This window comes from Paenibacillus thermotolerans, assembly GCF_028745515.1.
In the GTDB taxonomy this organism is placed as follows: Bacteria; Bacillota; Bacilli; order Paenibacillales; family YIM-B00363; genus Paenibacillus_AE; species Paenibacillus_AE thermotolerans.
The window spans coordinates 211,210-224,532 of sequence record NZ_JAQZSG010000001.1; the positions used below are offsets into that span (position 1 = coordinate 211,210).

A 13,323-nucleotide genomic window follows, 5' to 3' on the forward strand; every position below is an offset into this window, starting at 1 on the left:
GGGCGGTAATCATATTAAAATAATGCCAGCTGATTCGATTCCGGGAGGCCGCGGAAGCAGCCCATCTGCGAGAGCAGCTCGATGATCGATTTCGAAGCTTTCGAGCGCTGCTGGAAATCCTCGATCGACAGGAACGGCCCGTCTTCCCGGGAGGCGGCGATGTTGCGCGCCGCGTTCTCGCCGATGCCTCCGACGGCGGAGAACGGCGGAATGAGCGATGTGCCGTCGACGATAAATTTTTTCGCATCCGAGCGGTACAGATCAAGCGGCTTGAACGTAAACCCGCGCGCCGTCATCTCCAGCGCCATCTCGAGCGGCGACACCATATTTTTCTCTTTCGTCGTGGCGTTAAAGCCTTTCTCTTCGATTTCCTTAAGCTTCGCAAGAATCGCATCGTAGCCTTGCGCCAGCAAATCCAAATCGAAATCGTCGGCGCGGACCGTAAAGTACGTCGCGTAAAACTCGATCGGGTAGTACACCTTGAAAAATGCGGTGCGTACGGCCGAGATGACGTATGCGGCGGCATGCGCCTTCGGGAACATGTACTCGATGCGCAGGCAGGAGTCGATGTACCATTTCGGCACTCCGCATTTTTTCATCTCTTCGATCCACTCGTCGGTCAATCCCTTGCCCTTACGTACGCTTTCCGTAATTTTAAACGCCAGCGCCGCATCCATCCCGGCTTTATAAATCAAGTACAGCATAATGTCGTCACGGCAGCCGATAACGGTCTTGATGTTGCAAGTGCCGTTCTTGATGAGCTCCTGGGCATTGCCGAGCCAAACGCCCGTGCCGTGGGATAAGCCGGATATTTGCAGCAGGTCGGCGAACGTCTTCGGCTGCGTCTCCTGAAGCATCTGACGGACGAATTTCGTCCCCATCTCCGGCACCCCGTACGTGGCGACCGTCGTGCGGATTTGCTCCGGCGTAACGCCGAGCGCCTCCGTCGAGGAGAAGATGCTCATCACCTTCGGATCGTTCATCGGAATCGTCGTCGGATCGACGCCCGTCAAATCCTGCAGCATCCGCATCATCGTCGGATCGTCGTGTCCCAGAATATCGAGCTTGAGCAGGTTTGCGTCGAAGGCGTGGTAATCGAAGTGCGTCGTCTTCCATTCCGAGCTCGTATCGTCGGCCGGGTACTGTACCGGCGTAATATCCTCCACCTCGATATAGTCCGGCACGACGACAATGCCGCCCGGATGCTGGCCGGTCGAGCGCTTCACGCCGGAACAGCCTAGCGCGAGGCGCCCTTCCTCCGCGCCGCGCCACTTGACGCCGCGGTCTTCCTCAAACTTCTTCACGAAGCCGAAGGCGGTTTTCTCGGCGACGGTTCCGATCGTACCCGCACGGAATACGTTTTTCTCTCCGAACATTACCTTCGTAAAGTTGTGCGCATGCGGTTGATATTCGCCCGAGAAGTTCAAATCGATATCGGGAACTTTGTCTCCCTTAAAGCCGAGGAACGTCTCGAACGGAATATCTTGGCCTTCGCCTTTGAGCGGCGCGCCGCATTTCGGACAATCTTTATTCGGAAGATCGAAGCCGCTCGGGATCGAGCCGTCCAGAAACCATTCGCTGTGTTTGCACGAAAGGCACAAGTAATGCGCCGGCAGCGGGTTGACCTCTGATATGCCGAGCATCGTTGCGACGATGGACGAGCCGACGGAGCCCCGGGAGCCTACTAGGTAGCCGTCCTCGTTCGATTTCTTGACGAGCTTTGCGGATATCAAATAGTTCGCGGAAAAGCCGTATTTAATAATCGGCGCCAGTTCCTTCTCAAGCCGCGCCGTTACGACCTCCGGCAGCGGATCTCCGTACATTTGGCGCGCGGTTTCGTAACAAGAATTCCGGATTTCCTCGTCCGAGCCTTCAAAGATCGGCGAAAACAATCCGTTGTCGGTCGGACCGCCCTTGACCGGGAACAGCTCGATCGGTTCAAACCGGTCCGCCAGCTCGTTCGTGTTACGTACGACGACCTCGTAAGCAAGCTCCTCCCCTAGGAAAGCGAACGCTTCCAGCATTTCCTTCGTCGTCCGCAGGTGCGCGTCCGGCTTCTTCATATCCTTCAGCGGGCTGAATCCGGTTATGCCGTGAATCGTAATGTCGCGGAATATTTTCTGACGCGGATGCGCGTAGTGCACGTTCCCGGTAGCGATGACCGGCTTGCCGAGCTTGCGCCCGATGTCGCATACAGTGCGGATCGCGGACTGCAGCTGCTCTACGCTGCCGACGAGCCCTTTATCGACCAGATGCATATAGAAATCCAGCGGCTGAATTTCCAGCACATCGTAAAATTCCGCGACCTCCGTCGCTTCTTCCACCGATTTGTTCAGCACCGCTTCGAAAAACTCGCCCTTCTCGCAGCCCGATACGACGATGAGACCTTCCCGGTGCTCCTCGAGCTTCGACTTCGGAATGCAGGCTACACGGTTGAAATATTCGGTATGGGACAAGGAGACCAGCTTATATATGTTTTTCTTCCCTATGGCGTTCAGCGCGTAAATATTGCAGTGGAACGGACGCGTGTTGGACAAGTCGGTGCCCACATATTGATTGAAGGCGGAAAGAATCTTCATGTTGCGTCCGTCCGCTTCCTTCAGCATGTGGAACAAAATGCTTCCCAGCGCCTTCGAGTCGTCGATCGCCCTGTGGTGATTATCCAGCGACACCTTGAATTTATCCGCCAGCGTATTTAACCGGTGATTTTTCATCGACGGATACAGATGCCGCGCAAGCTCGAGCGTATCGAGCACCGGATTTTCCATCTCCGGCAATCCGTGCCGCTTGCATGCAGCCTGCAAGAAGCCCGTATCGAACTTCGCATTGTGCGCAACCAGCACCGCGTCGCCGACCCACTCGACAAATCTGGGAACGACGTCCGCTTCTTCCGGCGCGTTCTCCACCATCTCGTCCGTAATATTCGTCAATTGCGTAATATGGTAAGGAATCTTCTCATGCGGATTAATGAATTCGGCGAACTCGTCCACTACTTTTCCGTCGACCATTTTGACCGCAGCCAGCTCGATGATTTTGTTGTGGACGACGGAAAGACCGGTCGTCTCTACGTCATACACTACGTATGTACTGCCGGCCAGCGGACGGTCGTCCGGCTTCAGGACAATCGGAACCGAGTCGTTGACGACGTTGGCTTCCAAGCCGTAAATCATTTGAATGCCGTTCTTTTTCGCAGCCTTTGCCGCTTCCGGATACGCTTGTACCGCCGCATGGTCCGTGATTGCAATCGCCTTATGCCCCCACTTTGCGGCCAGCTTCACATATTCATCGATGCCGCTTACGGCGTCCATCGTGCTCATCAGCGTGTGCAGATGGAACTCGACGCGCTTTTCCTTCGCATCGTCCTTCCGCTCCGGCGGGGCGGCCACCTCGTTCAAATCGGACACCATCATGACGAGCTCCGGCACCTGCATGAACCGGTCGTACTCCACCCGTCCGCGAAGCCGGACCCACTTGCCCAGCGACAGAAGCTTCAGCGTCTTCACGTCGTCTTTCGTCTTGGCGAAGCATTTGCACTGCAAGGAATCGGTAAAGTCGGTAATGGAAAATTGAAACAGCGTGCTTCCGTTCTTCAGCTCCTTGACATCCAATTGGAAGACGGTCCCCTGAATCGTGACCTTCTTCTCTTCCTCGCGGATTTGCTGAAGCGGAACCGGCTGGTCTTTAATCTCGTAGCCGTACATCAGCACTTCGGCCGGATCGCCGTCAGGCACGCTTTCCGGCAGTTGAGCAGCCTCCGAAAGCAGCTCCTCGCGGAACAGCTTCTCCTCTTCGATAATTCTCGCCTGGAACCGTTCGTATTCCTCTTGGCGAAGCGATTCCGATACGGCCAGCTTCACCCGAATGTCTCTAGTGAAATATTGCGAGAAATACTGCTTGGCGAGGTCTTCGATTCCTTTCTTCTTCGCCAGCTCCAGCGTTGCCGCATCCATTAAGAGAACCGTGACGGATCCCTGCTCGATTTCCAGCTTCGCCTTCGCGAGCCAGCCGTTGACGGACACTACTTCTCTTTGCGCCCATTCTACGAACAAAGGCCAATATTGCTCTATGATTGTCTCATCGGCTACCGATTGCGCGTATTCCAGAACGAATCGAATCGCCGCAATATGCGAAAATTTGCTCACTACCGCACGGCAAAAGGAGCGGTAAACGTCCGCCGGCACTATTTTTTCCTTATGAAGGAAAAACGTCCATTCTCGGTTCGTGCGGCTCGTTTCCACCCGATTAATATACCCGTCGGCAAAAAAAGAATCGATTACGTCGGCCTTGATGGCCGCCTGCTTCATCAGAAGCTCGAATCGATTCCGTTTTTCAGCTACATTGCTCAAAAGGGTCTCCTCCCCAAAACTAAAATCTCGTTACTGCTGGCCCTCTTGACTTTACGCCTACTCTAGCAACTATTGAATTGATGTCCCGCGCAAGGCGCGAAGGCGCTGAAGCCCCGCCCGCAATAAAGATATCAGGAAGTATAAGCTTTTGAGCATTAACTTCCTGATATCGCAAGAAAAACTTCCTCTAACCGCGGTCTAGCTTCCTTATTGGTACATCGATGAAGTTTTCTTAATAAGCTCGGGCGAACGCAACCGTATGCTTCGCATCGTTGCCGCATACGAGACATGTTGTTTTGTGTTCCTTCGGTTCGAACGGAATATTTCGGCTCGTAGCGCCGGTCTCTTCCTTCACCTTGCTCTCGCATTCGCGGGAGCCGCACCAGCCGGCCAGCACGAAGCCTCTCAGCTTGTCGTCGTTCGTCTTCAGCTCGTCCAGCGAATCCACCGAACGGAAATGTTCCTCCATGAACGCGGCCGCGCGGCTGTACAATTCTTGATGCACCGCTTCCAGCTGCGCTTTCACTTCTTCCGCGATGTTATCGAGCGGCACGATGCGCTTTTCCCCGGTTACTCGGGATACGAGCACGGCTTGTCCGTTCTCCAAATCGCGCGGACCGATCTCGATGCGTACCGGAATGCCGCGCATTTCGTATTCGTTGAATTTCCAGCCCGGAGATACGTCGTTCCGATCGTCCATCCGTATGCGAATACCGGCCGCCTTCAAATCGGCGAGCATTTCGGCCGATTTGGCGAGCACAGGCTCACGCTTGGCAGGCGGGCCGATCGGAATGAGCACCGCTTGCGTCGGTGCGACCTTCGGCGGAAGCACAAGTCCGCGGTCGTCGCCGTGCACCATGATGAGCGCGCCGATCAATCGCGTAGATACGCCCCAAGAGGTCGTGTGTACGAGCTGCTGTTTGTTTTCGCGGTCCAAATACTTGATGTCGAACGCGGCGGCGAAATTCGTGCCGAGGTAATGGCTCGTACCGGCCTGCACGGCGCGTCCGTCCCGCATCATCGCTTCGATCGAATACGTGTCGACCGCGCCGGCGAATTTCTCGGATTCCGTCTTCTGCCCCGCAATGACCGGAATGGCGAGCACGTTCTCGACGAATTCTTTGTACGTCTCGAGCATGAGCATCGTCTCTTTACGCGCGTCGGCTTCGTCTTCGTGAGCCGTGTGGCCTTCCTGCCATAAAAATTCGCTTGTTCGCAAGAAAGGCAGCGTACGCTTCTCCCAACGGACGACGTTCGCCCATTGGTTGATCAGCACCGGCAAATCGCGGTACGACTGAATCCACTTCGAATACATATGGCCGATCATCGTTTCGGACGTCGGACGGATCGCAAGCCGCTCCTCGAGCTTCTCGCCCCCTGCCTCGGTTACCCAAGGCAGCTCCGGATTGAAGCCTTCGACGTGCTCCTTCTCCTTCTGGAAGAAGCTTTCCGGGATGAACAGCGGGAAGTACGCGTTGCGATGCCCCGTTGCTTTAAATCGGTCGTCCAGCTGGCGCTGAATGAGCTCCCATAGCTCGTACCCGTCCGGCTTAAATACGATGCAACCGCGAACCGGCGCATAATCCATCAAATCCGCCTTGCGGATCGCATCCAAATACCATCTTGAGAAATCTTCGCTTTGCGGCGTGATTTCCCTTACAAACTGCTTATCGTTCTCTTTCGACATCCGTCATTACCCCCGAAACAGCCGCAAAATATCGTTATACGTTACCGCCACCATGAGCAGCATCAGCATGGCGAATCCGATGAAATGCACAAGGCTTTCCCGATTCGGATCGACCGGTCGGCCTCTTACCGCTTCAAGCCCGAGGAAAATCAAACGGCTCCCGTCGAGCGCCGGAATCGGCAGCAAATTAAAAATCGCCAAGTACAAGCTTAACATAGCGGCCCACCATGTGTAATACAAAATTCCGGCATTGGCGAGCTGCATCGTCACTTCGGCGATGCGCAGCGGTCCGCCGAGATCGTCCATCGTAAATTGAAGCGTAACCAGCTTCTGAAAGCCTTGGAATATGGCTACTGTCGAATCCCACATCGTGTTCATCCCGTTCGCGAAGCCTTCCTGCAATGTGGCGGGACGCGTGACGGCTTCCATCCGAACGCCGGCGCGAATGACTTCGTTCCCTTCTTCATCCTTGGCGGGAGCAGGCGTAACCTCAAGCTGAAGCTGCTCCCCTCCGCGGTCGATGATCCACGTCATCGGTTGGCCGGCCGAATTCGTAACCAAACGCGTAATTTTCGAAGCGCTCGGACCGATCGTTTCCCCGTTGATGCTGAGAATGACGTCGCCCGCCTGCAGACCGGCCGCTTCGGCCGGCTCGCCCTTGACGACTTCATTGACCTTAATGTTAATCGGAACGCCGCTCAAGAAAGCAAAAGCGATGAACAATCCGAAAGCCAATATGATGTTCATCATCGGCCCGGCGAAAATCGCCATTGCCCGCTGCGCCACCGTCTTGCCTCCGAATTGCCGGTCGAACGGCGCGATTTGCGTTTCTTTCCCCCGTGCCACGATCATCGCTTTCGGATGAATCCGGTACGATTCCTCTTCGCCTTCCACATCCATCGTCAGCGTGAGGCGGCGTTCCAAATCGATATGCTTTACCTCGCCGCGGATCGCATCCGTCCGCTCGTCCAGACGGTCCAAATAAACGGTTTGCACTTGATCTCCGCTCACCGTAACGGCAATCGTCTGTCCGCTTTGAACCTGCACCGTTTCCGGATCTTCTCCGGCCATCCGCACATAGCCGCCTAAAGGCAGCATACGCAGCGTATATTTCGTTTCTCCCCGAAGAAAGGTCAGCACCTTCGGTCCGAAGCCGATGGCAAACTCCCGGACCAAAATGCCGGCGCGCTTCGCGAAGTAGAAATGGCCCCATTCATGGATCGTCACTAACACAAAAAACAGGAGCACCGTCAGAACGATTCCCTGCGGCGTCAACTGGGGTGTCATCTATCAGCCGTTCCTCCTTAAGCGCTTGGGGGGACGACAGGACGACGAGAAATAGCCTCCGTCCGTCCCCCTGCAAGTATGTCCTTAGCTTACCATTATTCGTCCGAAGCGTTCAAGAGAACGGAAAAATCGGTTAAAGCCGCAATATTTTCGCTTGATCCCTTGCCCAAGCGTCTGCCTCCCATACTTCTTCAAGCGACGGCGAAGCCGAAACGATGTGCCCCGACAACGTCCGGTCGACGATTTCCTCGATGCCGAGAAACGGAATGTCTCCTTGTATAAACCGGGCGACGGCGACCTCGTTGGCGGCGTTGAAAACCGCCGGCGCCGTTCCGCCGGCGCGCCCGCTTTCAAAGGCCAGCCTCAGCATCGGAAAGCGGCCGAAATCCATCTCGCGGAAGTGAAGCTTGCCGATGGCCGCAAGGTCCAATGAACCGGACGGTGACGGAGGCCTTTCAGGGTATGTAAGCGCATATTGAATCGGTACGCGCATATCGGGCAGCCCCAGCTGGGCGATCACGCTTCGGTCGTTAAATTCCACGAACGAGTGAACGATCGATTCCGGATGAATCAACACTTTAATTCGGTCGAAGCCGACGCCGAACAGATGGTGGGCCTCGATCACTTCCAGCCCCTTGTTCGCCATCGTGGCCGAATCGATCGTCACCTTCGCGCCCATCGACCAATTCGGATGCTTCAGCGCCTGCTCCAGCGTGACGTCCGCGAGCTGCTCGCGCGTTCTGTCGCGGAAGCTGCCGCCCGAAGCCGTCAGCGTGATCGCCGCGACGTCCTCCGTCCGGCTGCCGTTCAAGCATTGGAATATAGCCGAATGCTCGCTGTCCACCGGAACGATCGGAACGCCCCGTTCCGCCGCCCGCTTCATCACGATATGTCCCGCCGTGACAAGCGTCTCCTTGTTGGCGAGCGCGATATGCTTGCCGGCGTCGATCGCATCGAGCGTCGGCTTCAGTCCTGCGCTGCCGACCATGGCTGCAACGACGACGCCGGCGTCCGATTCCGCCGCGGCGGCCCGCAGCCCCTCCTCGCCCCAAACGACCTTCACGCCGGCGGGAACGAGCGGCTCAAGCTTCGACGCCGCTTCTTTCGAAGCGACGGAAACGAGCTTCGGCAGAAAGAAATGCGCCTGCTCGGCAAGCAGTTCTACATTGCTTCCCGCAGCGAGCGCCTCCACTTGAAACCGGTCCGGGTGATGCTTCACAATGTCAAGCGTCTGCGTCCCGATCGACCCCGTGCTCCCCAGTATCGCTATTTTTTTCAACGGTAATCCTCCTCTTACATCGGAAGCAAGCCGAGCAAATGCATAAACGGAAAGACGATGATCCACGAGTCGGTACGGTCCAGTATGCCGCCGTGTCCAGGCAAAATGTTGCCCGAATCCTTTACCCCCCGCACCCGCTTATAGGCGGACTGGATCAAATCTCCCAACTGTCCGAGCACCGATGCGGTGATTCCGATGAGCACGGCTTCGCTCAAGCTCAAAATTTCGGGCTTTATGACACAGAAAACGACGGAGGTCAGCAGCGAAATAACGACGCCGCCTACGGCTCCTTCCACCGTCTTTTTCGGAGAAATGGACGGCCAAAGCAAATGCTTGCCGAACGCTTTCCCCGTAAAATAGGCGCCGACATCCGTAAGCCAAATGCATCCGAACAGCAGCAGCGTCCAAAACAGTCCGTTCTCCAAAAGCCTCGTAATGATCATATAGTGAAATCCGACGCCTATGTATAGAACCCCGATGAACAACAAAGCGATTTTATCGATGCTCGTGCGATTTTGCGAGACGACGGTGATGGCGAAAAATAAAAACATCAGCAGCCATACGACCGCCGTTTGGGACGGAAGATGCACGCTTGTCAGACTGCCCCAAGGAACCGTCAAATAAAAAATTCCGGCAAATCCGACAAGCGAGGACGGCTCCCAGCTTTTCGCCCCGTTCAGACGCACGAATTCATAATAAGCAACCAACGCAAGCGCGATAATTAAAAATGTATACCAACCGTTACCCGCAGCCAATACGGCCAGAAAGACAGAAGCGGCAAGCACGCCCGTTACGATTCGTTGCTTCAATCTGCCATTACCCCTCTTTCGCTTAAACCTTCCCGTAACGCCGGGCACGGCCTTGGTAAGAACGAATGGCTTCCATAAAATGCTCCCTTGTGAATTCGGGCCAATAAGCGTCGGTAAACCAGAGCTCCGTGTACGCAAGCTGCCACAGCATGAAATTGCTGATTCGCACCTCGCCGCTCGTTCGAATGAGCATGTCAAGCTCCGGCAAGCCGTCCGATTGCAAATACGAATCGAACAGCTGCTCGGTGATGCTTTCGATGTCGAGCTTTCCGTCGCGCACGTCTTCCGCCAGCTTGCGGACTCCCAAGAGCAGCTCTCTTCGGCCGCCGTAGTTCAGCGCAAAATTAAGAATGAGTCCCGTGTTGTGTTTCGTTTCCTCAATCGCATTCTCAACCGCTTCCAGCGTATGCGGCGGCAACCCTTCCTTGCTGCCCATCATGCGGATTTGAACGTTATTCGCCTTCAGTTCTCCGATCTCGAGCGGGAAAAACTCCTGGGGAAGCTTCATTAAAAAGTCGACTTCCTCTTTCGGACGCTTCCAGTTTTCGGTCGAGAAGGCGTATAGCGTCAACACCTTGATGCCAAGATCGCTTGCAGCCATCGTAATCGTCTTCACATTTTTCATTCCTGCCCGATGGCCGGCGACGCGCGGCATGCCGTGGCGTTTCGCCCATCTCCCGTTTCCGTCCATAATGATCGCAACGTGCTGCGGAATGTTGTCGCGGTTGACCGTCAGCTTTTCCTGTTCGATCGGTTTCGATTTGAGGAAGCCGAACAGACGGTTCATAACGATTCCCCCAAAAGGTAGATGACGCAAGAACCCCCGCATCTGTTTTGCGCCAGGGGTTCTTGCGGTTTATTACACTTCCATAATTTCTTTTTCTTTTGCGGAAATCACTTTGTCGACTTCTGCGACGAATCTATCGGTCAGTTTCTGGACGTCGTCCTGATGACGCTTGGATTCGTCTTCCGAGATTTGATCTTTCTCGAGCTTCTTGATTTCGTCATTCGCGTCGCGGCGAATGTTACGAATCGCCACCTTCGCCTCTTCGCCGAATTTTTTCGTCAGCTTGGCGAGCTCGGCCCGGCGTTCCTGCGTAAGCGCGGGAATCGTCAATCGGATGGAGGCTCCGTCGTTGGAAGGAGTCAGTCCGAGATCGGACTTCAAAATCGCCTTCTCAATGGCGCCGATCGAGCTTTTATCCCAAGGCTGAATCATCAGCGTGCGGGCATCCGGCGTATTTACATTGGCGAGTTGATTGACCGGCGTCATCGCCCCGTAATATTCCACTTGAACCCGATCGAGCAGCGCCGGCGTCGCGCGGCCGGCACGCAGGCTGGAAAGCTCCTTTTTTAGGGAGGCAATCGCTTTCTCCATACGTTCTTCAGCATTTTTCTTAATCGATTGCGGCATGATAGTTACACTCCTTATCCTCTAACGATCGTTCCGATTTCTTCGCCTAATACGGCGCGCTTGATATTCCCCTGCTCCGAGATGGAGAACACGAGTAACGGAATGTTGTTGTCCATGCAAAGAGATGAAGCGGTTGAATCCATTACACCTAAATTTTTATTCAACACTTCCATATATGTCAACGTCTTATATTTCACCGCGGACGGATCTAGGAACGGATCGGCCGAATAGACGCCGTCCACCTTATTTTTGGCCATCAAGATAACTTCCGCTTCAATTTCGGCGGCGCGCAAAGCGGCGGTCGTGTCCGTTGAAAAGTACGGATTTCCCGTACCGGCGGCAAAAATAACGACGCGTCCTTTCTCCAAATGCCGAATGGCCCTGCGGCGAATATACGGCTCGGCCACCTGCTGCATATTGATCGAGGTTTGAACGCGGGTCGGAACTTCAAGATTTTCGAGCGCATCCTGCAGCGCAAGAGAGTTCATTACCGTGGCGAGCATGCCCATATAGTCCGCCGTTGCCCGGTCGATGCCTTTGGCGCTTCCCGCAATCCCTCGCCAAATATTGCCGCCTCCGACGACTACGGCAACTTCCACCCCAAGCTGCACGACTTCTTTCACCTGCGAGGCGATCGTAGAGATCATGCCTGCGTCGATGCCGAAGCCGAGCTGCCCCGCCAGAGCTTCGCCGCTTAATTTCAGAACGACACGCTTGTAAACCGGTCGATTCAAGTTGTAAACCCTCCATTCGCTAAATCCGGAAACCACCGTATTGAAAAAGAAGGAACACGTCGTGTTCCTTCTAATCTTTCATTTTATTGTTTAACCTGTGCCATTACTTCTTCAACGAAATTGTCTTGCTTCTTCTCGAGGCCTTCGCCAAGCTCGAAGCGCACGAAACGACGAATTGTGATGTTTTCGCCGATCGTCGAAATTTTCTCGTTTACGAGCTGCTGGACCGTTTTGTCCTGATCCTTAATGAACGACTGCTCCAGCAAGCAATATTCTTCATAAAATTTGCTCATGCGGCCTTCCACCATCTTTTCAACGATGTGCGCCGGCTTGCCTTCGTTCAACGCTTGATTTTTCAAGATTTCTTTTTCTTTCTCAAGATCTTCTTGAGGCACTTCTTCGCGGCGAACGTATTTCGGGCTCGCAGCGGCGATTTGCATCGCGACGTCTCTTACGAATTCACGGAAAGCGTCCGTTTTTGCAACGAAGTCCGTTTCGCAGTTTACTTCAACCAGAACGCCGATCCGGCCGTTCGCGTGAATATAAGACTCAACCAAGCCCTCTGTAGCGATACGTCCCGCTTTATTCGCAGCCGCCGCCAACCCTTTCTCACGCAAAAGCTCGGAAGCTTTCTGAATATCGCCGTTCGCTTCCTCCAGCGCTTTCTTGCAATCCATCATTCCTGCGCCTGTCTTCTCGCGCAATTCTTTAACCAATGCAGCCGATACAGCAGCCATGAGTAAAGTTCCTCCTTATATATGCATTGCTTTACGCAACGTGCTATGTAGCACTTTATATCCAAAAAAAGGGAGTGGCCGGTTGTCGAACCAACCCGCACCCTCCCTATTTTGCGTTCGTACCGTTCACTTCCGCAGGCTGCCTTCACGGCCTCCTCGTTATATGAACATTATGCGCTAGTTGTTTCGCCTTGATTCGCTTCAATTACGGCGTCGGCAATTTTAGCGGTCAAAAGCTTAACTGCGCGAATTGCGTCGTCATTGCCAGGGATGACATAGTCGATTTCGTCCGGGTCGCAGTTCGTATCGACGATGCCTACGATCGGAATACCGAGCTTGCGGGCTTCGGCAACGGCGATGCGCTCTTTGCGAGGGTCGATGATGAACAACGCATCCGGCAAGCGGCGCATATTCTTAATGCCGCCGAGGAACTTCTCGAGGCGCTCTTGCTCCTTGCGAAGCAAAATAACTTCTTTCTTCGGCAATACGTCGAAAGTGCCGTCTTGCTCCATACGCTCAAGCTCTTTCAAACGGTCGATCCGCTTCTGGATCGTGGAGAAGTTAGTGAGCGTGCCGCCCAACCAACGTTGATTGATGAAGTACATACCGCTGCGCTCCGCTTCTTCAGCTACGGAGTCTTGCGCTTGCTTCTTCGTGCCGACGAAAAGAATCGTTCCGCCGTCTGCAGCAAGCTGCTTAACGAAGTTGTATGCTTCTTCCACTTTCTTGACCGTCTTCTGAAGGTCGATAATGTAAATCCCGTTACGTTCGGTGAAGATGTATTTGTCCATTTTCGGATTCCAGCGACGCGTTTGGTGACCAAAGTGTACGCCGGCTTCCAGCAATTGCTTCATGGAAATTACTGCCATCTTCCCGCACCTCCTTATAATGGTTTTTGTCCTCCGCCCGTCGCAGCTTTCCGTAAGACTGTCTCATTCCTCAGCAGACAGCACCCTTGCGAAAATTGAGCGGGCGTGTGATTTTCACACCGTCAACTAATATAACACATTGCTTGCTGGAAGTGCAACCG

The 13,323-nt window shown here is 54.4% G+C and carries 10 protein-coding genes; all 10 read right to left on the bottom strand.

What is annotated here, in order from left to right; all coding sequences use genetic code 11:
• Window positions 1-14: 14 nt before the first annotated feature.
• The gene (locus PT964_RS01040) at window positions 15-4,346 is read right to left on the bottom strand and encodes a PolC-type DNA polymerase III (protein WP_274361443.1); all 4,332 of its coding nucleotides are present in this window, start codon (window positions 4,344-4,346) and stop codon (window positions 15-17) included.
• Window positions 4,347-4,578: 232 nt separating this feature from the next.
• Window positions 4,579-6,033 (bottom strand): proline--tRNA ligase, encoded by a 1,455-nt coding sequence (proS, locus tag PT964_RS01045; RefSeq protein ID WP_274361444.1) that lies wholly within the window; start codon window positions 6,031-6,033, stop codon window positions 4,579-4,581.
• A gap of 6 nt (window positions 6,034-6,039) precedes the next feature.
• Window positions 6,040-7,320 carry an RIP metalloprotease RseP gene (rseP, locus tag PT964_RS01050; RefSeq protein ID WP_274361445.1) on the bottom strand — a complete coding sequence of 427 codons (1,281 nt, stop codon included), beginning with the start codon at window positions 7,318-7,320 and terminating at the stop codon, window positions 6,040-6,042.
• Between the two features lie 133 nt (window positions 7,321-7,453).
• Entirely contained in the window at window positions 7,454-8,599 is a 1,146-nt protein-coding gene (locus PT964_RS01055; RefSeq protein ID WP_274361446.1) for a 1-deoxy-D-xylulose-5-phosphate reductoisomerase, read from the bottom strand.
• Window positions 8,600-8,613: 14 nt separating this feature from the next.
• Window positions 8,614-9,408 carry a phosphatidate cytidylyltransferase gene (locus tag PT964_RS01060; protein ID WP_274361447.1) on the bottom strand — a complete coding sequence of 265 codons (795 nt, stop codon included), beginning with the start codon at window positions 9,406-9,408 and terminating at the stop codon, window positions 8,614-8,616.
• Window positions 9,409-9,430: 22 nt separating this feature from the next.
• The gene (locus PT964_RS01065) at window positions 9,431-10,195 is read right to left on the bottom strand and encodes an isoprenyl transferase (RefSeq protein WP_274361448.1); all 765 of its coding nucleotides are present in this window, start codon (window positions 10,193-10,195) and stop codon (window positions 9,431-9,433) included.
• A 72-nt stretch (window positions 10,196-10,267) separates the two neighbouring features.
• Window positions 10,268-10,822: a ribosome recycling factor gene (gene frr, locus PT964_RS01070; RefSeq protein ID WP_274361449.1), complete on the bottom strand. Its 555-nt coding sequence runs from the start codon at window positions 10,820-10,822 to the stop codon at window positions 10,268-10,270.
• A 14-nt stretch (window positions 10,823-10,836) separates the two neighbouring features.
• Window positions 10,837-11,556 carry a UMP kinase gene (pyrH, locus tag PT964_RS01075; RefSeq protein WP_274361450.1) on the bottom strand — a complete coding sequence of 240 codons (720 nt, stop codon included), beginning with the start codon at window positions 11,554-11,556 and terminating at the stop codon, window positions 10,837-10,839.
• Window positions 11,557-11,639: 83 nt separating this feature from the next.
• Window positions 11,640-12,293: a translation elongation factor Ts gene (gene tsf, locus PT964_RS01080; RefSeq protein ID WP_274361451.1), complete on the bottom strand. Its 654-nt coding sequence runs from the start codon at window positions 12,291-12,293 to the stop codon at window positions 11,640-11,642.
• Window positions 12,294-12,463: 170 nt separating this feature from the next.
• Window positions 12,464-13,162 carry a 30S ribosomal protein S2 gene (rpsB, locus tag PT964_RS01085; RefSeq protein ID WP_274361452.1) on the bottom strand — a complete coding sequence of 233 codons (699 nt, stop codon included), beginning with the start codon at window positions 13,160-13,162 and terminating at the stop codon, window positions 12,464-12,466.
• Window positions 13,163-13,323 lie beyond the last annotated feature (161 nt).